The organism is Halobaculum gomorrense, assembly GCF_900129775.1.
In the GTDB taxonomy this organism is placed as follows: Archaea; Halobacteriota; Halobacteria; order Halobacteriales; family Haloferacaceae; genus Halobaculum; species Halobaculum gomorrense.
Window position 1 is genome coordinate 57,168 of record NZ_FQWV01000002.1, and the last position, 19,274, is coordinate 76,441.

Below are 19,274 nucleotides of genomic sequence, written 5' to 3' on the forward strand. Positions count from 1 at the left end.
CCGCCCCCGCTGCTCCCCCGTTCCGTCGTTCCGTCGCTACCGCTCCCGAGCGGCCGCTCCGTCGCCGGCGCCCGTGCGGGTCGCCCGCGTCGCCGTCGCCTTGAATGACGCGACCACCTCGCTCCCCTCGCGCAGTCCGAGGCGGTCGGCGCTGTCGACCGTCACCAGCGCCGCCAGCGGGTCGCCCGCGCCCACGTCGACCCGGACATCGACGACGGCGTCCCCGCGGTCGACCGCCGAGGCAACGCCCGAGAAGCGGTTGCGCGCGCTCGTCGCGTCCGGGGAGGGGGTCTCGCTCGGGTCGTGCAGCGTCACGGCGTCGGCGCGGACGCTCACCTGCACCGCGTCGCCGGAGCCCGGCTCCGAGTCGCCCACCGCGAGCGCCCGCAGCGTCCCGGCGCCGGTGTCGACGACCGCGAGTTCTCCCTCGCGCCCAGTCACGGTCCCGTCGAACACCGACTCGGCGGCGCCGGCAGTCCCCGCCAGCGCGGCTGTCAGCCGCGCGAACCGCGCCAACAGCGCCTCGGCGTTCCCGGTGAGTCGGCTCCCCCCGCCGTCGGCGCCGCCGCGGCGCCGCTCGACCAGGTCGCCGAAGGCGGCCTCCAGCGCCTCCAGCCGCGAGAGTGCCCGCGCCCGCGAGCGACCAAGGTCGCTCGCGGCGCCGCTGACCGACCCCGCGGCAGCGATGGCGCGCAGGAGGGCGGCGTCGCGGCCGTCGAACGTCGCCTCCCCGGCGGTGAGGCTCGCCTCGAACCCGGCGGTGCCCTCGCCGTCGCCCGATCCCGCGTTCCCGTGCGATCCCATCGGTCTCGGGTTCGACGACCCGCCGGAAAACCGTTGCGCGCCGCGATCAGTTGCGCGCCGCTATCCGCCGCCTGCCCGGTCCATCGTCGTCGGCGGAACGAGAACCGGTTCCGCGAAACCGCGCTCACGCGCCGGGCGTAACCGATTCCCACAACTATATACGTCAGTGGCCGATCGTTGTTCCCATGTCGAAACAACGGAACGGCGACGGGACCGGTGCGACCGACAGGCGATCGTTCCTGGCGACCGCGGGCGCGACGGCGGCGGCGGTCGGTCTCGCGGGCTGCACCGGCGGCGGTGGCGGATCCGGAGACTCGACGGCCACGTCGGCGTCCGGGGGGATGAACACCGGTGGCGGCGACGCCACCACGTCCGGCTCGGGGATGGACCTGGAGGACTCGATGACGATCTTCCACGCGGGCTCGCTCGCGCCGCCGTTCTCGGCGGCCGAGCCCCAGTTCGAGGAGGAGTACGGCGTCGACGTGACCCGCGAAGCGCAGGGGTCGGTCGCCTCGACCCAGAAGATCACCCAGCAGGGTCGCGTCGCGTCGGTGCTGGGCGTCTCGGACTTCCGCCTCATCCGCAACCGGGTGCTGCCGGAGTACGGGAACTGGTACGCGATCTTCACGACGAACGCAATGTCGATCCAGTACCGCGAGGACTCCCCCGGCGCCGACGAGATCTCGAAGGATAACTGGTGGGACGTGCTCTCGCGCGACGGGGTCACCATCGGCCACTCGGACCCCGCGATCGACCCCGGCGGCTACCGCGCGGTGATGTCGCTCCAACTGGGCGCCGAGGAGTTCCAGGGCGAGCGGCTGTACGACGACGCCACCCGGGAGGCGCTCATGAGCAACACCGTCGTTCCGACGGGCACCGAGACGAACCTGGAGGGACAGCTCGAATCCGGCGAACTGGACTACGCGATCTACTACCAGTCGATCTCCAGCACCTCCGGGCTCCCGTTCATCGACCTCCAGCCGGCGGTCGACCTCTCGCGGGCGACCAGCGAGTACGCCCAACACTACGCGAAGGCGACCGTCGAGACGGACTCGGGGACGTTCACGGGCGCGCCGATCGCCTACGGGATCACCGTCCCGAGCGTCGCGCCGTCGCCCAACGCGGGCGCCAAGTGGGTCGAGTACTTCGGCACCGAGCCGGGTCGACAGATCCTCCGGGATCAGGGGCTTCAGCCGGTGGATCCCATCGTCGTCCCCGCCAGCGGCGAGGACGCCGTGCCGGAGAACGTCATGCAGGTCGCGAGCGCGCAGGAGACGCTCGGCCCGCTGGAGCTGTAGGCGCAGCGAAGGACATCGTATTTCATGACTCACACCCACAGGGGATTCCATGGCGACCGGAACTGAGACCGACGTTCGAACGGGGCGACTCGGCCGCGCGCCGATAGTCGTCGCGTTCGCAGCGGTGCAGCTGGCAGCGTTCGCGGCCGCCTACGCGTCCGGAAGCCCGACGCTGTACGCGTACTTTGTCGTCGGCAGCGTCGCCGTCGCCGCCTACGCGCTCGACGGCAGCGCGTTCGTCGTCGGCGCCGCGACGCTCGGGAGCGTCCTGCTGGTCGCGCTCGGGCTCCCGCTCGCGCTGTTCGTCGCCCGACAGCAGCCGGGCCTGATCGTCCAGAAGGCGTTGAACCCGGACGTGCACCGCGTGCTGTACCTGGGAGTGTACGGCCCGCTGTTGGCGGCGCTCGCGAGCCTGCTGTTCGGGGTCCCGCTCGCGCGGTTGCTCGCGGACGGCTTCCCCGGCCAGCAGGTGATCGAGAGCCTCGTCGACCTCCCGCTGGTCGTCCCGCACTCGGTCGCGGGGATCATCATCCTGTTCGGGTTCGGGCAGGGCGGCGCGTTCCCGTCGGTGTCGGTGCTGGGCACGATGACGGGGATGGTGCTGGCGATGTCGTTCGTCTCCGCGCCGTACGCGGTCAACGCCGCCCGCGAGGCGTTCGAGTCGATCGACGACCGCCTGGAGTACGCCTCGCGGATCCACGGCGCCTCGCGGTTCCAGACGTTCCGCCGCGTCACCGCCCCCCTCGCCGTGCGGGGGATCGTCACCGGCGGCGTGCTCGCGTGGGCGCGGGCCGTCTCCGAGTTCGGCGCCGTCGCCGTCGTCGCCTACACCGTCGAGTTCTTCTACCTGCCGGCGGGCGAGTCGGTCCGCGCCCAGCACGCGCCCGTGTTCGTCTACAACACCTACCTCACGGGCGGGCTGGAGGAGAGCGGCGCGGTCGCCTTTCTCCTGCTGGCGGTGTCTGCGGTCATCTTCCTCATCGTGCGGTACCTGACCAGCGACACCGCGACCACCGGAGGTGTCGTCTGATGGGGCTCTCGGCCGACGTGACCGCCACGTTCACCGCCGACGGCGCCGACGCGTTCGTCGTCGACGCCACCGTCGAGGTCGAGCGCGGCGAGAGCCTCGTCGTGCTCGGCCCCAGCGGAAGCGGGAAGACCCTCCTGCTGGAGACGGTCGCCGGCTTTCACGACCACGAGGGAGTCGTCTCGCTCGACGGTGAGGCGCTCAACGGCCTGGACCCGGAGGACCGCGGCTTCGGCTTCGTCTTCCAGGACTACGCGCTGTTCCCGCACCTCACCGTCACGGAGAACGCCGCCTACGGCACCCGCTACCGCGACGACCACCGTGACCCCGACGACCTGCTCGCGGAGCTGGGCGTCGCAGACCTGTGCGACCGCTACCCGCCGACGCTGTCGGGCGGGGAGAAGCAGCGCGTCGCGCTGGCGCGGGCGCTCGCGGTTCGCCCGAAGGTCATGCTGCTGGACGAACCGCTCGCCGCCCTCGACGTGCCGACCCGGCAGGCGCTGCGCGACGACCTCGCGGCGGTCCTCGACGACGTGACGGCGGTGTACGTCACGCACAACCGGACGACCGCGCGCGCCGTCGCCGACCGGATCGCCGTGATGCGGGACGGGCAGATCGTGCAGACCGGCACGCCCGAGGCCGTGTTCGAGCGCCCTGCCTCTCCCATGGTCGCGGCGTTCACCGGCTCCAACGTGATCGCCGCCGACGCCCTCCGGGGTGTCGTCGACGTGCCGGCTGACGCGATGACGGCGGCCGTCCGCCCCGAGCACGTCGCGCTCGTCGACGGCACCGGGGATGGCGGCGACCTCACTGGCGAGGTCGCGCGCTCGGTCCGCGAGGACGCCGCTCACCGGATCACCGTCGACCTCGACGCCGACGATCCCCGAGCGGAGCTGTCGACGGGCGCCGTCGCCGACGGCGGCGACGCCCGCCTCTCGCTGTTCGTCGCCGACGATCCCCCGGCGCCGGGCGAGCGCGTCGGCGTGTCGGTGCCGCCCGAGCGCGTGACGCTGTTCGCCGCCGCCGAGTAACTAAAAATGGTTTCTCACCGGCGGTCGGTGGATCGGGATCGGTTTCTGGACACGCTCAAGTGTGACCGGATGAATCCGGATGTAGTGGCGTTTTCAGAACAGTTCGCGTCGACACGCTCGGTCCGGATCGCCGCCGGCGAGGTCACCGGCGCGATCGGGGATTCGGTTACGGTACTCCCGATCGTCGTCGGCCTCGCGGCGCTCACGCCGGTGTCGCTGGCGCACGCGCTGCTGTTCTTCGGCGTCTTTCAGGTCGTGTGGGGCCTCGTCTACGGTCTCCCCCTCTCCGTGGAGCCGATGAAGGCGTTGGCGGGACTGGCGCTGGCGGGCACGCTCACCGCCGGCGAGTACGCGGCCGCGGGTCTCCTCGCGGGCGTCGTGCTCGTCGTCGCCGCGGCGACGGGCGCGCTCTCTCGCGTGCAGCGGTACGTCGGGGAGCCGGTGATCCGCGGCATCCAACTGGCGGTCGCGCTGCTGTTGCTCGAGGCGGGCATCGACCTGGGCGCCGCTGACCCGACGCTCGCGCTGGCGGCCGCCGGCGTCGCGGGCGTCGCCGCGTTGGCGGGGTTCCGACGGGGCGCGGCGCTCGCGGTGCTGGGCGTCGGCCTCGCGCTGGCGCTCGCCGACGCTGGCGTCCCCGCCTTCGACCTCCCGGCGCTCGCGCCCTTCCCGGCCGGCGCCCCCGCGCTCACGGCGAACGCGCTGTCGGCGACGACCGGACAGCTCGCGATGACCGTCGGCAACGCCGCGGTCGCGACGAGCCTCCTCCTGTCGGACCTGTTCGACGCCGACGTGTCGCCCGACCGGCTTTCGGGCAGCATGGGCGCGATGTGCCTGTCGGCGATCCCCCTCGGCGGCGTGCCGATGTGTCACGGCTCCGGGGGCCTCGCCGGCAAGCACGCCTTCGGCGCGCGCACCGGCGGCGCGAACCTCGTGCTCGGCGGCCTGTATCTCGCGGCCGTCCCGTTCGCCGGCGTCGTCGCCGCCTTCCCGATGGCGGTGCTCGGCGTGCTGCTCGTCGTCGTCGCGGTCCACCTCGCTCGCCGCGCGGTCGACGTGGGCGGCCGCCGGGCGCTCGCGCTCGTCGGCGTCGTCGGCGTCGTCGGCCTCCTGTGGAACGTCGGCGCGGCGTTCCTCGTCGGCGTCGCCGTCGACGGCGTCCGCAAGCGGCTGGCGGCAGACGCGGCCGACGCGACGAACTGACCGGCTTTTTGCGCGCCGGCCCCCTTCCCGACGACATGGAGACGTGGGCGACGCTGTTCGACCGGGCGGAGGCGTTCGGCGTCGACGCCGACGGGATCGAGACGGCGCTGTCGGAGCGACGGGCGACGGACCGCGGCGACGCCGGTGACACGGGGGACCGGGACCCGCCGAGCGACCGCGCGGACCCCTCGCCGGCCCGCGTCGTCGCCGACGCGGACGTGCTCGCGGCGGACCTGCTCGTCGGCGGCGACGCCCGCGACGCCCTGGACGGCCTTCGCTCGCACTCGTGGACGACACTCGTCGCCAGCGACGACCTCGTCGCCGACGCGGAGGCGGTGATCGCCGCCCTCGCGGACGCCGCCCTCGCGGCCGACTGGCGCGAGCGCGTGGGGGCGTGGCGCGAACCGGTCGTCCAGCCGGCTGGCGATCACCCGGCGCTGGCGTCGGCCTACCGCGGCGGCGCGATGCACGTGCTGTCGTTCGACGAGCGACTGACAGCGGCGGGTGTCGGAGCGGGCCTCACCGACCGCCTCCCCGTGAGCGTGCGCGAGCCGCGGGCGTTCGCGGCGCTGTTCGACGCCGAGCGGCTGTACCCGGAGGTCGCCGAGGGGGCGTATCCGGGACCGGATCGCGATCCGCGGGCGTGACACCCGTCCGCTAATTCGGAGCCAAATTACTTTACCTCCGCCGACCTCAGATCAGGTATGTCGGGTGTCGAAGACGAGACGACGGTCAACGACAGCTTCTCCGTGACGGTGCCGGCCGCGGTTCGACGCGAGGCCGGGATCGAGGCGGGCGACAAGATCAGGTGGCGCGTCGGCGACGACGGCGAGTTGTCGATCGAAGTCGTCAAACAGCGGTACGGTGCCTTTTCGTCGCTTGACCCGATCGACACGGGAGCCGAAACCGACGTGGCCGAGGACCACGACCTCGTCGCCGGCGACTCCTGATGGCGCGCGTCGTCGTCGACTCGAACGTGCTCATCGCGGCACGACTCTCCCGCGATCAGAACCACGACCGAGCGGTTCCGATCGTCGGCGCCGTCGATCGCGGCGAGCTTCCGACCGCCTACGTTCCGAGCGATATCCTCGTCGAAGTGTGTAACTACATCCGAGCGAAGGCCACACAGGATGCCGCGGTGGCGACGCTCGACGCGCTCGTCGAGAGCGAGGGCTTCGAACTCGCGTACACGCCGAAGGCGGATCTCGACGCGGGTCGATCGCTGTTCCGGCGCCACGAGGGGCTCTCGCTCACCGATTCAGTGATCGCCGCATCGATGCGTCGCGAGGGTATCGAGTTCCTCTATTCCTTCGATGACGACCTCGACGCGGTAGAAGATATCACGCGGCTCACGACGGCCGAAGATCCGTTCGAGTGACCGCTCACAGGGTCGCCGTCCGGGTATGGGCGCGGACTACTCCGCGTCGGGGGCGTCGACGCCGTCCGGCGGCGTGAGGTCGCGCTGGAACTCGTCGAAGGCGTCGAGGTCGTCGGGGAGATTGGACTCGATCGCTCGCTCCTCGGCGCGGTTCGTCAGTTTGTCCTCGACGGGGTCGGCGACCGACTCCCAGCCGGGTTTCACGCGGATGCTGCGGGCGGGCGATCCGACCGCGATGTGGTGGTCGGGCACGTCGCCTTGGACGGTGGACTTCGCGCCGACGACGGCGTTCTTGCCGACGCGGCAGCCGGCGGCGACCATCGAGTCGTAGGTGACGCGCGCGTCGTCGTCGACGACGGTGTGGTAGTTGTCGACGTGCGTCTGGTCCACCACGTCGTGGTCGTGGCTGTACAGGTGTGCGGAGTCGGAGATGGAGACGCGGTCGCCGATCGTCAGCTTGCCGCGGTCGTCGAGGTGCACGTCGTCGTGGACGACGGTGTTGTCGCCCATCTCGATGTTGTGGCCGTAGGTGAACGTGATCCCCTTGAACAGCCGGAGGTCGTCGCCGGCGTCGGCGAACAGGTGGTCTGCGAGCATCTGGCGGAAGCGCAGCGCGAACGCGATGTTGTCGGCCATCGGCGTCGCGTCGAACTGGCGCCACAGCCACTGGAGGTGCTTCGATCGGGTGTACCGCTCCTCGTCCTTCTCGGCGTAGTACTCCGACTCCAGGGTCGCGTTGCACGGGTCGTACCCCTGGAGCCGGACCCGTTCGGCGGGCGTCACGTCGCCGCCGTCTCGCCACCGCTCGTAGGCGTCGCGGTCGCCAAACAGGTCCACGAGCGTGTCGCGGACCACCTCGCAGGTGTCCTCGTCCGACGACAGCCGGTCGTCCACCTGCTCGATGAAGGCCGTGACCCCCTCGTCCGCCTCTTCGGGGAGGGACACGTGGCGCTTGGTCATACCGCCACGATTCGCCGCGACGAGTCAAATGGGTTCGGATATGCGAAGTCGGCACCACTCCGCCGCGCTCGCGGCACCTCCCGCCGCGGCACGCCGAAGCGACAGCGGTTAGGCCCCGCCTTCCCTGCGACCGACAATGACTGATCTCGACAACACGACCAACCCCGGGACGGGGCACGACGCGGAAGCGATCCGGTCGCGGACTCCGGCGTGGACGCCCGAGCGCGCGGATCGACTCGCGCGCGTCGACGACGCGGTGAAGCCGGTGATATACCCGCCTGCAGAGTCCGTCAGCGACGAGGTGTACCTGTGGGACACCTGGCTGCTGCGCGAGCGCGACGGCTCCATCGCCGACGTGGGCGGCTACCGCGTCGCCTTTGCGCTCACCGCCCCGCGCGACCTGCTCCCCGGCAAGCGACACGACGTGGCGACCATCCGCTGTTTCTACTCTGCCGACGGCGAGTCGTGGGAGAGCGCCGGCCCGGTGTTCGAGGGAAGCGAGCCGCTCGGCTCGCGCCAGTGGGCCGGCTGCGCGCTGTGGGACCCAGACGGCACCGGCCCCGCGGACCTGTACTGTTACTACACCGCCGCCGGCGAGGCCGGCGAGGAGGAACTGAGCTACACGCAGCACCTCGCGCTCGCGACCGGCGGCACCCTGACGGTCGACGGCGACGCCGGCGAGGCGCAGAGCGCCTCGAACGGAGGCGGCCTCAGCGTCGAGGGCACCTTCACCCACGAGTCGCTGTTGCGGCCCGACGGCGTCCGCTACGAGACCAAAGACCAGTCACGGGGGATGATCTACACCTTCCGGGACCCGTGGTTCTTCGAAGACCCCGCGACCGGCGAGACGCACCTGCTGTTCGAGGCGAACCTTCCCGTCCCGGAGGGGAGCGACGCCTGCGACGGCGACCCGGTCGGCCAGGAGTTCAACGGCGCTGTCGGCGTCGCCGACTCTCCGACGGGCGATCCGACCGAGTGGGAGCTTCGCGATCCGCTGTTACACTCCACGTGCGTCAACCAGGAGCTCGAACGCCCGCACGTCGTCGTCCGTGACGGCCGCTACTACCTGTTCGTCTCCAGCCACGAGCACACCTTCGCCCCCGGAATCGAGGGGTTCGACGCGCTGTACGGCTTCGTCGCCGACTCGCTGCACGGCGAGTATCGGCCGCTCAACGACACGGGTCTCGTCCTCACGAACCCCGGGAACGCGCCGTTCCAGACGTACTCCTGGCTCGCGTTCCTCCACGAGGAGGAGCTGCTCGTCACCTCCTTTTTCAACTACTACAACCTGGAGGGCCGCACCCTCGATCAGGTCGCGGAGCTCCCGCCCGCAGAGCAGTTCCGCCGCTTCGGGGGCACGCTCTCGCCGACGATCCGGATCGACCTCGACGGCGACCGCACGCGGGTGCTCGGGAAGCTCGCGCACGGCCACATCCCGCTCCCGAGCGAGCCGTTGCCGTCGCTCCCGATGCGCGACCTGGACGCCGGTCGCGGCGGCTACGGCTCCCCGTACTGAGAACCGGGAGCGAGACGCAGCGCCCGTTTACCGCCCGGTCGACGTGGGCCACGTTCCCGCCATCGTCCACGCGTCGATCGCGATCTCCGCGTCGCCGCCGACCGCGAACGCCGACACGCGGTCGGCGTCCCGCCGGGTCGGGTACACGCGCGTGGTGAGACAGCGGCGCTCGTTCGCGAACAGCTCCAGCGTCGACCCGTCGACGAAGACTCGAAGCGACAGATTGGCGTCGGCGTCGTCACCGGCCTCGTCGCCGTCATCAGGAGCGGTCGCGCCGGTCGCACCGGCCGCGTCGCCGACCGGCATCCCGCGCGGCGCGCGGTTCACGCGCTCGTCGCCGCCGCTCTCGCTCCGGTCGATGGTCACCGTCTCGCCGTCGTAGCGGACCGCGGTGCGCTCGGTCGCGGCGGGCGACTCCAGCACCGACAGCCCGACCGCGTCGGCGGCGCCGAGACGAAGCGTGCAGTCGAGTTCGAGCGCGGCGCCGCGAACGTCCAGCAGCCGCTCCGCCGAGTCGAGCGCGAGCCTCGTCGACAGCGCCCGCTCCTCGCGGGCGTCCGCCACCTCCGGCGCGGGGCGCTGCCGGAGGCGCCCCTCGTCGTCGGTGTCGATCACCCGCGGGACCGACATCGTCCCGGACCAGCCGGCGTCCCACTGGGCGCTCCCGTCGCGCGTCTCGGGGAGCCACCCCCACGTGAGGTAGCGCTCGTGCTCGTCGTCCCACAGCGACTGCGGCGCGTAGAAGTCGCCGTGGTCGAGCACCCCGGCCTCGCGCACGTCGAACGCGGGCGCGGCGGCGTCGCTGCCGGCGGGCGCGTCGGGGTCGCCCAGGTCGGCGTCGCCGAGGTAGTACGCGACGCGGTCGTCGTCAGAGACGTGCAGCAGGCGTGTGTCGCCCTCGTCGAACGTCAGCAGCTCTGGACACTCCCAGACCGGCTCGCCTCGGGGCCCCTCGCCCGCGTGGAACACGCCGACGTACTCCCACTCGTCGAGGGTGTCGCCGCGGTACAACAGCGCGGCCCCGTCGCCCTCGCGGGCGTCGTCGCCCGCGCCGGACAGATCCCCCTCCGAGCCCGCGCTCGCGCCCCCGGCGTCGCCGGTGACGCCGGAGCCGATCAGGTGGTACCAGACGCCGTTCTCGCGCCAGACGTTGTGGTCTCGGAACTCGGCGGCCCAGTCGGCCGTCTCGTACACGTCCAGCCCCTCGGGCGCCGACTCGATCACGGGGTTGCCGTCGTGTTTGTTCCACGAGTCGAGCCGGGGGTCGTCGGTCGTCGCCAGGCAGGGGAGCTGGTCGCGGCCGCGCCCGCCGGTGTACAGCAGCGTCGGCGTGCCGTCGTCGTCGATCACGGTGCAGCCGGACCAGCAGCCGTCGCGGTCCGGGCCGTCGGGGTCGGGCGCGAGCGCGACGGGCCTGTCCGTCCAGTTGACGAGGTCGTCGCTGACGGCGTGGCCCCAGTGGATCGCGTTGTGGAACGGCCCGCCGGGGTTGTACTGGTAGAAGACGTGATACTCGCCGCCGTAGGCGATCAGCCCGTTCGGGTCGTTGAGCCAGTTCGCCGGCGGCGAGAGGTGGTACGCCGGGCGGTGGTGGTCGTCAGCGAGGCGTTCCCGGAGCGCGGCGAACCCCGCGGGCGTCGTCGGGCGTCCGGTGAACGCCGGCAGCGTCCCTCGGGCGAGCGTCGCGAAGGCGTTTCCGAGCAGCCGCTCGCGCTCGTGGCCGTGGCCGTCGTCGGGGCCGTCGAACCGGAGGGTGCCGCCGAGGCCGAAGACGGCGCCGTCGCCGACGCGCCACTCGATCGCCGCTGTCTCCGGGTGGATGTCGTGGCCGCCGTGGGTGGCGCACGCGAGCACGTCGCCGTTCGCCGGCAACAGGTCGTCGTACCGGGCGTACGCCGCCTCGCCGCCCGGGCCGACCAGCGGGATCCGCGGCGGGCCGGCGTCGTCGTCGCCGACCCCCTCGAACAGCGGGTGGTCGCGGTGGATCTCCCGGACGCGGTAGCCGGCCACATCGTCCGAGTGGGTCGCGCCGGTCGCGTCCGGCGCGACCGAGTCGATTCCGAGCGGCACGATCGCGGGGAGCGCCCGTGCGCTGAGGACGAGCCCGCCGCCGGCGTCGAGGTACGCGCGGATCGCGGGTCCCGCGTCGGCGGCGGGGGCGTCGCAGTCGTCGAACGGGGCGTCGCGGTGCCACCAGAGCGCGTCGAACGCGTCGAGGTCGACTTCACCGGCGGCGACGGCCGAAACCGACACCGACTCGACGGACGCGACGACCCGCTCAGCGACCGATCGGGCGGACCGACGCTCCGCGCTTCGCTCGTCGGCAGCGAGCATCCCCACGTGAACCGGGGCCGTGTGCATGCTCTGTGAATTCACTCGGCGGCGAAAAAGCGTTCGCGTCGCGGCCGGCGGCCGCTCGCGACGCCGCCGATCGGCGCGGCAACCGGGTCCGATAAGTGGCGGCGGCGCCAAGCGCGCGCTATGCAGTACCGAGAACTCGGCAGCTCGGGCGTCGAAGTGAGCGAGGTCGCCTTCGGTGCGTGGGTCGTCGGCACTGACTGGTGGGGCGACCGCTCTGACGAAGACGCCGTCGACATGGTTCAGCACGCGCTGAACGAGGGCGTCACGTTCTTTGATACGGGCGACGTGTACGGGCACGGCCGCTCGGAGGAGCTCATCGGGGAGGCACTCGGCGAGTATCGCGACGAGGTGACCGTCGCCACGAAGGTCGGCTACGACTTCTACAACAACGCGCAGGCGGGCCACGGCGAGATCCCGAAGGACCTCTCGCCGGAGTACCTCCGCGACGCCGTCGAGGGGAGCCTCGACCGCCTCGACATGGAGTACCTTGACGTGCTGTTCCTCCACAACGCCAACGTCGACGAGGTGACCGACGAGGCGCTGGAGGAGCTGTACGCCATGCGCGAGGAGGGGCTGTACGACGCGCTCGGCTGGGCGCTGGGCCCCTCGATCGGCTGGCTCGCCGAGGGCGACCGCGCGGTCGAACTCGACTTCGACGCGGTCCAGACCGTCTACAACCTCTTCGAGCAGACGCCCGGCCGCCACTTCCTCGACACGATCCGCGAGGAGCGCGCCGACACGAGCCTCATCGCGCGCGTCCCGCACTCGTCGGGGCTGCTCAACAAGCAGGTGACCCCCGACACCGAACTCGGCACGGGCGACCACCGGGCGCACCGTCCGGACGCGTGGTTCGAGACCGGCTGGGAGAAGGTCGAGGCCATCGAGTTCCTCGAACGGAACGGCGAGCGGACGATGGGGCAGGCGTCGATCCAGTACCTCCTCGACGACGAGGAGGTGGCGAGCGTCGTCCCCACGTTCCGCTCGGTCGACGACATCGACGAGTGGGCCGCCACCCCCGACACGCCCCGCCTCGGCGACGAGGAGCGCCGCCGCGTCGACGAGCTGTACGCCGAGAACTTCGGGATCGACCGCGACGACGGGATGACCCCCGAGGACTTCCGCACGTCCGTCGGCGGCGACGACCTCCGGGGCGCCGGCGTGCTCCCGTCGGAGCCGGCCGACTGAGGGCGCTCCCGTGAGAGACGACCGCACTCGGACGTACGCGCGCCGGCTCGCCAGACTCGCCGGCGTCACCGCCGTCGTCCACGCCGTGCTCGCGTGGCTCGTCTACCGCGACGCCGCCGCCCGCGACGTGTCGGGTCCCCGGTGGGCCGCGCTCACGCTGGTCGGGGGGCTGTTCGGGCTGGCCGGCTACCTCCGGCGGCGCTGACGCGACGCCCGCGTCCGGCGTCGGCGCCCGGGCGCGTCCTGGGACGACGGCCCCATCGTCTACCCCTCTCTTTCGCCTCGAAACCGCAAGACTGCGCGCCCGAAGACGCCGGGTCCGTTCACTTTCACTCCGCACTCGCGAGCGCCGGGCTCGCCGGCGCCGATCACCCGTCGATGACGACCTCGAACCGCGCACCGCCGCCGGCGGCGTCGGTCGCCCGGACTGACCAGCCGTGGGCGCCGGCGATCTCCGAGACGATAGCGAGCCCGAAGCCGGTGCCGTCCTCCGCGGTCGTGTGGCCGCGCTCGAACACCGCGTCTCGGCCCTCCGGAGAGATGCCGGGGCCGTCGTCGGCGACGTAAAATCCCGCGGGACCGTCCCCTTGGTCGACCCCGCCGCGGATCCGGCCGTCGATACGGGGGGGCCGTTCGCCGCGTGCGTCGCCACCGTCACCGCGGTCGCTGTCGTCGCTCCGGCCGCGGTCGAGCGGTCCGACGGTGACGCACACGTCGTCGCCGGCGTGCTCGACCGCGTTGCCGAAGAGGTTCTCGAACAGCTCCCGGAGCCTGGAGGGGTCGGCGTTCACGGCCCCGATCTCGTCGGCAACCGACAGCGACGCGCCGCCCTCGATTGTCCCCCACACGTCCACCACCGTCCGCTCGACCGACACCGGTTCGGTCTCGCCCACCGACCGACCGGTGCGCGCGAGCGCGAGCAGATCCTCGATGAGCGCCTCCATCCGCTCGTGAGCGGTCTCAAGATGCCCGATATGCGGGCTGTCGCAGTCGTCGCCGAGCAGCTCGAGTCGGCCCTGCGCGACGTTGAGCGGATTGCGGAGGTCGTGGGAGACGACGCTCGCGAACTCGTCCAGGCGCTCGTTCTGTCTCGACAGTTCCTGCTCACGGCTGCGGACGAGCGCCTCCCGCTGCGCGCGGTCGAGCGCCGCCTCGACCGTGTCGGCGAACAGCTGCGCCAACGCCACGTCGGCGTCGTCGAACCGGCCGGGGCGCTGGCTGGCGGCCAGAAACACGCCGTGGTCGCCCAGCGGCATCGCCAGCAGGCTTCGGATCGCCGACGTCCGGCGGTCGGCGTGCGACGACCGCCGAACGTCCGGGATCACCCGCTGCTCGTCGGCGTCGTACGCCGTCCAGCCGACGGTTCCGGGGGTGATATCGGGTACGTCACCGTACAGCTCCCTGGCCTCGCTCGTCACGCTCACGGGGACGAGCCGGTCCCCGTCGCTCGCCCGGAGATACACGGTGTTCAGGCGGAGACCGAGCACCTCGTGGGCGGTGTTCGTCGCCGAGGCCGCGACGGCGGCGCTGTCGCGCGCCCCCATCAGCTCCCGCGTCGTCTCGTGGAGGCCGTTCAGCCGGGACTCGTGTTCGAGCCTGTCGAGCGCGACGGCGGCGTGCTCGCCCAGCGTCTCCACGAGGTCGAGGGGGACCCCCTCCGGGTCGTTCGACGCCTCGGTCCCCGCGATCAACACGCCGTGACCCGGGATCGGAACCACGACCCCCCGGTGGCTCGCGGACGGTCGATCGGCCACCGCGCCCAACCGGAGCGGATCCTCCTGTTCGTATACGTCGTACACCTCGTCGTCGGGCGCATACGTCGGCGGGTCGCCCTCGAACCGCTCGCGGACCGACGGGGGGTACGCCATCGGGACGAGCCCGTGCCCGTCGCCGCTCTCGCCGCCCTGGAGGTGGACGCCGGTCAGCGTGTAGCCGAGCACGCGATCGGTCACGTCGACGACGACGCGACACAGCTCCGCTCTGGTCGTCGCGGTCATGATCTCCCGCGTCGCCGCGTACAGCGACCGGAGCCGGTCGTCGCTGTCGGCGCCCGCGGCGTCGTCGGCCGTCATTGCTGACGGGTTCCGAGACGGGTGAAATAAATCCCGCTCCGCAGGCATCAACTCAGATATTCGGACGGCCGTCGAGACCCACCACTGTCTGTCGGTTCTTCGCCCGCGAACGGGGACGGAATCGCCGGCGAGGATTGGACCCCGACGGCGAGCGCCACTGCGCCTGTGCCTTCGACCCGCGTTCAGGCCAGGAACACGTGGCGCGGGCGGTCGGCGAGCACGTCGCGGCCCCACGAGACGGTGTCGCGGAAGTCGTCCGACCGGAAGAAGGCCATCGCGTCGTCGCGGGAGGCCCACTGGCTGGCGATGAACATATCGTTCTCGTCCTCGCGGTTCACCATCAGGTCCGTCTCGTAGTGCCCGTCCATCCCGTCGAGGGTGTCCCCCACGACGTCGAATTTTTCGACGAAGTCACCGCGGTGCTCGGGTTTGACGGTGTAGAACATCCCCATCGTTCCGAAGCCGGACTCCTCGCCGGCGCGCTCGACGATGCCCGGGAGCTCCGAGAGGAATCCGGCGGCCGTCTCGGCGGCGCTGGCGGTCTCCCAGATGCTCACGACCGCGGCGCGGTCCACCTCGTTCCCCTCGTACACGGCCGTCTTCACGTGGGTGCCGTAGTGTTCGAAGTTCTTCCGCAGGCCGTCGACCTCCTCGAAGAGCTCGTCGGCGTCCGCCTCGGAGTAGAGGACGGTCGCGAACACGTCCTCGCCGTGGGGCTTGCCCGCGTAGATGTCGAGGTCCTCCAGCTCCGACCGGATGCTCTCCCCCTCCTCGGTGGCGTCTTCGCCCGCGTCGTCGCCGTCCCCGTCGCCGCCGTGGTGCCCGGCCTCGCCGCCGTGATGGCCGTCGTCGCCGTCGCCGTGGCCGCCGTGGTGGTGTTCGCCCTCGCTGTGGGCGTCCGCGTCGTCGTGGGGGTGCCCGCCGGACCCGTGCTCGCTCGTCGGCACCCGCTCGCCGTCGAGGTACGCCCCCAGGTCTGTCGGCGGGAAGCGTCGGCCGACGTAGAACGGGCCGAACTCCCCGTACTCGGCCGAGGCATCGTCGAAACGCATCTCGTAGACGATATCCTTGATGTCGGCGGGGTCGCCGCCGAACAGGGTGACGCCCCACTCGTAGTCGTCGAAGCCGACCGAAGAGGCGATCACTTGCTTGATCTTGCCGGCGTACTCGCGACCGATCTCGCCGTGGGCCGACAGCAGGTCCGCGCGCTCTTCGTACTCGAGGGTGTACCAGTTCTGCTCGGCCGCTCGCTTGCGGTTCATCGGGTAGAAGGAGACGTACTCCGTGTCCGGGATGTCCGGCTTCAGCTTCCCCTCGATGTACCGGCGGATCCCCTCGTCGGTCTCTTCCTCGTCGTCGTCGAAGTAGCTGTCCGAGACGTAGTCGGACACCTCAGTCACCGACACGTACGAGGTCGGCTGCTCGGTGAACTCCGCCAACGCCGTCGACTCGAAGCGGCGCTCGGCCGCCGACAGCGCATCGAGCGTCGGCCGGAAGTGGACGACCATGAGGTCGGCCTTGTGGCCGAGCACGGAGAACACGGCCGAGGCGCCCTCCTCGGCGTCGACGACGCGCTCGTGCTCCTCGAGGTACGCGACGCCCTCCTCGACGGCCAACTCGCGCTCGCGCTCCGGCGCCGCGCGCCACGCGTCCCAGTCGACGGTTCGGAAGTCGTGCAGCGCGTACCAACCTTCTTCGGTGCGTGGGGGCTTCGCCATGCGCGCAGTTCGAGTGCAAGGGGCTTGTGGCTTGCGTCACCGCGGCGGCGACGCGGTCGCCGCGACCGATCGCCGGCGGCGGCGCCCCCATCGCCATCCGCTCTCGTCCGACTCGGCCGGGTCCCCGTCCGCGACCGAGTCCGCGATCCGCGCGACGGTGGGATCGAAGTGCCGACGGCGCGGGAGACCCGAACCCCTTTGGCCGCCGATGACCTGTCCCCGATAATGAACACGCTCCTGTGGGTCCTCGTGGGAGCCCTCGCGTACTCCGTCGTCCTCATGGCGCTGTACACGAGGGGCTATCTCCCGGACGCCGTGCGCGTCCAGGGGCCGCTGACGACGATCCACACCCAACGCGGTCGCGCGTTCCTCAACTGGCTCTCGGGTCCACGGCGGTTCTGGCGGGCCTGGAGCAACCTCGGCGTCGGCATCGCCGTCGTCGTCATGGTCGGGATGTTCGCCTTCCTCGTGTGGTCGGCGCTCGCCACCCTCCAGAGCCCGGTGCAGACGCAGGCGAACCAGCCCTCGAACTTCCTCATCATCCCCGGCGTCAACGACTTTCTCCCGCTGGCGGTCGCGCCCGAGATCGTCTTCGGCCTGCTGATCGCCCTCGTCGTCCACGAGGGGGGTCACGGGCTGTTGTGCCGCGTCGAGGACATCGACATCGACTCGCTCGGGCTCGTCCTCCTCACTGTTGTCCCCGTCGGCGCGTTCGTCGAGCCCGACGAGGAGAGCCAGGCGAACGCCGACCGGGGCGCCAGAAGCCGGATGTTCGCCGCCGGCGTCACGAACAACTTCGCCGTCACCGCCGTCGCGTTCGCGCTGCTGTTCGGTCCGGTCATCGCCTCGATCACCCCCGCAGCCGGCCTCGCGGTCGGCGGCGCGTACGCGGGAGCGCCGGCGGCCGAGGCCGGCATCGAGGGCGGTGACCGCATCACCGCCGTCGGCGGGACGCCGGTGTCGGGCCCCGACGAGTTCCGCGCGGTGCTGTCGGAGGCGCCGGCGACCGTCGAGGTGACGATCGACGGCGAGCGGACGGTCTCCCTCAAGCGCCGGGTCACCGTGGTCGGCGCCGTCGAGGGCAACCCCCTCGGGCTCTCGGTCGACGCCGGGGACGGCGCCACGACGATCACCGCGATTAACGGGACTGGCGTCCGGACGATCGCCGAGTTCCGCGAGCTCGCTCGCGAGCACGAGATTGCGCGGGTCGCCACCTCCGAGGGCGAGGCTGTCGCGCCGCTGGGGGCGTACGTCACGAACGTCTCCGAGACCGGCCCGCTGGCCAACCAGACGAACCTCTCGGGACCGCTCACCGTCACCCGGATCGACGGGCAGCGGGTCCTCGATTACGGCGACCTCGACAGGGCCCTCTCGGGCGACACCCGCGACGCCGGCGACACGGTGACGCTGCGGGTGTACGCCGACGGGCAGTTCCGCGAGGTCGACGTGACGCTCGGCGGCACCGACGCCGACCCGCGCGTGGGGATCGTCGTCACCCGCGGCGTCTCCGGCGTCGTCGTCGACGACCTCGGGATCCAGCGCTACCCAGCCGAGGCGTACCTCGCCCTGCTCGGGGGCGACGGCAAGCTCCCGCCCGGCCTTGGCGGGCTCGCCGGCACGCCCCTCGGGCTGGTGTACGCCGCGCTGTTGCTCCCGCTCGCCAGCGCCGTCTCCGCGGCGCTCCCGTACAACTTCGCGGGCTTCTACGGCGAGTTCGCGGGCTTCTACGACGTGACCGGACCGCTCGGCGCGCTCGGCGAGGGGCCGGTGTTCCTCCTCGCGAACGTGCTGTTCTGGACCGGCTGGATCAACATCCAGCTGGGGATCTTCAACTGCATCCCCGGCTACCCGCTCGACGGGGGGCGGATCCTCCGCATGGGCGCCGAGGGGCTCGTCTCCCGGCTCCCGGTCGCGAACCGCAATCGGATGGTGACGACGCTCACCACGTCGATCGGCGTCACGATGCTGGCGGCGCTGCTGGTCATCGTGTTCGCCCCGCAGTTCCTCTAGTCGATGGAACGCGCGCCGCGTCGCCGACGCCGCGACGCTACGCGTCTGTTCCGCCGTCGGCGGCCGTCTCCTCGGCCCGCGTTCCGTCGACGCCGTCGTCCTCCGTCCGGTCGTCCTCGTCCTCGTTCCCGGGAGCGTCCGCGTCGCCCCGGCGCGCGTGGAACTCCTCGGGCGTGTCGGGGACGCGCTCGAACTCGCCGAAGTCCCGCTCGTGGTGGCGGATCACCTGCTCGGCGATCCAGCCGGAGTACTCGCCATCGAAACACCAGTCGTCGTCGGACGGGTCGACGTGGAAGCGGTCGTCGGTGGCGAACGCGACGTACATGTGATAGAAGCCGAGGATCACGTCCGCGAAGTCGCGCGCCTTCCCGCCCACCTCGCTGCGCTTCTCCGCGAGGTGCCCGTGTCCTTCGTCGGTGAGTGCGAAGTACTTCCTATCCGGTTCGTCCTCGCGCTCGATCCGCTCTGCGTACCCCTCTTCCTCGAACTTGTAGAGGATCGGGTAGACGGAGCCGTAGGACGGCTCCCAGTGGCCGCCGCTGATGTCGGTGATCTCCTTGAGGATCTCGTAGCCGTAGCGCGGCTTCTCTTCGAGGAGCTCTAGCACGATGTACGAGATGAGGCCACGCGGCGGGCCGCTCTTCCGCATCACCTCACGTTTCCGGCGTCGTCCACTAAGGGTTTCGGTCGCCGAAACCGCCGCTCACTCCC

The 19,274-nt window shown here is 71.5% G+C and carries 16 protein-coding genes and 2 pseudogenes; 11 read left to right on the top strand and 7 right to left on the bottom strand.

The window, feature by feature from the left end:
• Nucleotides 1-36: 36 nt before the first annotated feature.
• Nucleotides 37-804 carry a TOBE domain-containing protein gene (locus BUE16_RS03855; protein WP_073307123.1) on the bottom strand — a complete coding sequence of 256 codons (768 nt, stop codon included), beginning with the start codon at nt 802-804 and terminating at the stop codon, nt 37-39.
• A 185-nt stretch (nt 805-989) separates the two neighbouring features.
• Here BUE16_RS03855 and BUE16_RS03860 point away from each other — a divergent pair, with 185 nt between their 5' ends.
• The 7 genes from BUE16_RS03860 to BUE16_RS03890 all read left to right on the top strand — a co-directional run bounded on the left by BUE16_RS03860 (nt 990) and on the right by BUE16_RS03890 (nt 6,741).
• Entirely contained in the window at nt 990-2,102 is a 1,113-nt protein-coding gene (locus tag BUE16_RS03860) for an extracellular solute-binding protein (RefSeq protein ID WP_079991479.1), read from the top strand.
• A 49-nt stretch (nt 2,103-2,151) separates the two neighbouring features.
• Entirely contained in the window at nt 2,152-3,132 is a 981-nt protein-coding gene (locus BUE16_RS03865) for an ABC transporter permease (protein ID WP_073307124.1), read from the top strand.
• Nucleotides 3,132-4,160: an ABC transporter ATP-binding protein gene (locus BUE16_RS03870; RefSeq protein WP_073307125.1), complete on the top strand. Its 1,029-nt coding sequence runs from the start codon at nt 3,132-3,134 to the stop codon at nt 4,158-4,160. Before BUE16_RS03865 ends, BUE16_RS03870 begins: the two co-directional genes overlap by 1 nt.
• Before the next feature lie 84 nt (nt 4,161-4,244).
• Entirely contained in the window at nt 4,245-5,363 is a 1,119-nt protein-coding gene (locus BUE16_RS03875; protein WP_073307614.1) for a putative sulfate/molybdate transporter, read from the top strand.
• Nucleotides 5,364-5,398: 35 nt separating this feature from the next.
• The gene (locus BUE16_RS03880; protein ID WP_073307126.1) at nt 5,399-6,010 is read left to right on the top strand and encodes a DUF7384 family protein; all 612 of its coding nucleotides are present in this window, start codon (nt 5,399-5,401) and stop codon (nt 6,008-6,010) included.
• 57 nt (nt 6,011-6,067) lie between these two features.
• Nucleotides 6,068-6,313 (top strand): AbrB/MazE/SpoVT family DNA-binding domain-containing protein, encoded by a 246-nt coding sequence (locus BUE16_RS03885; protein WP_073307127.1) that lies wholly within the window; start codon nt 6,068-6,070, stop codon nt 6,311-6,313.
• Nucleotides 6,313-6,741 (top strand): type II toxin-antitoxin system VapC family toxin, encoded by a 429-nt coding sequence (locus BUE16_RS03890; RefSeq protein ID WP_073307128.1) that lies wholly within the window; start codon nt 6,313-6,315, stop codon nt 6,739-6,741. Before BUE16_RS03885 ends, BUE16_RS03890 begins: the two co-directional genes overlap by 1 nt.
• A 36-nt stretch (nt 6,742-6,777) precedes the next feature.
• Here BUE16_RS03890 and BUE16_RS03895 read toward each other — a convergent pair whose 3' ends face one another.
• Nucleotides 6,778-7,701 carry an acyltransferase gene (locus tag BUE16_RS03895; RefSeq protein WP_073307129.1) on the bottom strand — a complete coding sequence of 308 codons (924 nt, stop codon included), beginning with the start codon at nt 7,699-7,701 and terminating at the stop codon, nt 6,778-6,780.
• 136 nt (nt 7,702-7,837) lie between these two features.
• Here BUE16_RS03895 and BUE16_RS03900 point away from each other — a divergent pair, with 136 nt between their 5' ends.
• On the top strand, nt 7,838-9,217 hold the full coding sequence (locus tag BUE16_RS03900; protein ID WP_079991480.1) for a glycoside hydrolase family 68 protein: 1,380 nt from the start codon (nt 7,838-7,840) through the stop codon (nt 9,215-9,217).
• 27 nt (nt 9,218-9,244) lie between these two features.
• Here the strand turns inward: BUE16_RS03900 and BUE16_RS03905 are convergent, their stop codons facing one another.
• Complete coding sequence (locus BUE16_RS03905; RefSeq protein WP_073307130.1) at nt 9,245-11,578, bottom strand: glycoside hydrolase family 32 protein; 2,334 nt, start codon at nt 11,576-11,578, stop codon at nt 9,245-9,247.
• A gap of 120 nt (nt 11,579-11,698) precedes the next feature.
• Between BUE16_RS03905 and BUE16_RS03910 the strand changes: the two genes are divergently transcribed.
• Together BUE16_RS03910 and BUE16_RS03915 are read left to right on the top strand one after the other, a co-directional pair.
• Entirely contained in the window at nt 11,699-12,763 is a 1,065-nt protein-coding gene (locus BUE16_RS03910; RefSeq protein ID WP_073307131.1) for an aldo/keto reductase, read from the top strand.
• Between the two features lie 10 nt (nt 12,764-12,773).
• Nucleotides 12,774-12,968: a hypothetical protein gene (locus BUE16_RS03915; protein WP_073307132.1), complete on the top strand. Its 195-nt coding sequence runs from the start codon at nt 12,774-12,776 to the stop codon at nt 12,966-12,968.
• Nucleotides 12,969-13,131: 163 nt separating this feature from the next.
• Here BUE16_RS03915 and BUE16_RS17540 read toward each other — a convergent pair.
• The 3 genes and pseudogenes from BUE16_RS17540 to BUE16_RS03925 form a co-directional block, all read right to left on the bottom strand.
• Nucleotides 13,132-13,548 (bottom strand): annotated as a pseudogene (locus BUE16_RS17540) (sensor histidine kinase); the annotation flags it as partial.
• Nucleotides 13,549-13,728: 180 nt separating this feature from the next.
• Nucleotides 13,729-14,883 (bottom strand): annotated as a pseudogene (locus BUE16_RS17545) (GAF domain-containing protein); the annotation flags it as partial.
• A gap of 134 nt (nt 14,884-15,017) precedes the next feature.
• Nucleotides 15,018-16,553 carry a heme-binding protein gene (locus BUE16_RS03925; RefSeq protein ID WP_073307134.1) on the bottom strand — a complete coding sequence of 512 codons (1,536 nt, stop codon included), beginning with the start codon at nt 16,551-16,553 and terminating at the stop codon, nt 15,018-15,020.
• Between the two features lie 225 nt (nt 16,554-16,778).
• Between BUE16_RS03925 and BUE16_RS03930 the strand changes: the two genes are divergently transcribed.
• Nucleotides 16,779-18,563 carry a site-2 protease family protein gene (locus BUE16_RS03930; protein WP_073307135.1) on the top strand — a complete coding sequence of 595 codons (1,785 nt, stop codon included), beginning with the start codon at nt 16,779-16,781 and terminating at the stop codon, nt 18,561-18,563.
• A 37-nt stretch (nt 18,564-18,600) separates the two neighbouring features.
• On the opposite strand, the gene BUE16_RS03935 is transcribed toward BUE16_RS03930, so the two are convergent.
• Complete coding sequence (locus BUE16_RS03935) at nt 18,601-19,212, bottom strand: PadR family transcriptional regulator (RefSeq protein ID WP_073307136.1); 612 nt, start codon at nt 19,210-19,212, stop codon at nt 18,601-18,603.
• Nucleotides 19,213-19,274 lie beyond the last annotated feature (62 nt).

Coding starts and splice junctions, on each gene's coding strand:
- BUE16_RS03855 (WP_073307123.1), bottom strand. CDS start 804: ATGGGATCGCACGGGAACGCGGGATCGGGCGACGGCGAGGGCACCGCC.
- BUE16_RS03860 (WP_079991479.1), top strand. CDS start 990: ATGTCGAAACAACGGAACGGCGACGGGACCGGTGCGACCGACAGGCGA.
- BUE16_RS03865 (WP_073307124.1), top strand. CDS start 2,152: ATGGCGACCGGAACTGAGACCGACGTTCGAACGGGGCGACTCGGCCGC.
- BUE16_RS03870 (WP_073307125.1), top strand. CDS start 3,132: ATGGGGCTCTCGGCCGACGTGACCGCCACGTTCACCGCCGACGGCGCC.
- BUE16_RS03880 (WP_073307126.1), top strand. CDS start 5,399: ATGGAGACGTGGGCGACGCTGTTCGACCGGGCGGAGGCGTTCGGCGTC.
- BUE16_RS03885 (WP_073307127.1), top strand. CDS start 6,068: ATGTCGGGTGTCGAAGACGAGACGACGGTCAACGACAGCTTCTCCGTG.
- BUE16_RS03890 (WP_073307128.1), top strand. CDS start 6,313: ATGGCGCGCGTCGTCGTCGACTCGAACGTGCTCATCGCGGCACGACTC.
- BUE16_RS03895 (WP_073307129.1), bottom strand. CDS start 7,701: ATGACCAAGCGCCACGTGTCCCTCCCCGAAGAGGCGGACGAGGGGGTC.
- BUE16_RS03900 (WP_079991480.1), top strand. CDS start 7,838: ATGACTGATCTCGACAACACGACCAACCCCGGGACGGGGCACGACGCG.
- BUE16_RS03905 (WP_073307130.1), bottom strand. CDS start 11,578: ATGCACACGGCCCCGGTTCACGTGGGGATGCTCGCTGCCGACGAGCGA.
- BUE16_RS03910 (WP_073307131.1), top strand. CDS start 11,699: ATGCAGTACCGAGAACTCGGCAGCTCGGGCGTCGAAGTGAGCGAGGTC.
- BUE16_RS03925 (WP_073307134.1), bottom strand. CDS start 16,553: ATGGCGAAGCCCCCACGCACCGAAGAAGGTTGGTACGCGCTGCACGAC.
- BUE16_RS03930 (WP_073307135.1), top strand. CDS start 16,779: ATGAACACGCTCCTGTGGGTCCTCGTGGGAGCCCTCGCGTACTCCGTC.
- BUE16_RS03935 (WP_073307136.1), bottom strand. CDS start 19,212: ATGCGGAAGAGCGGCCCGCCGCGTGGCCTCATCTCGTACATCGTGCTA.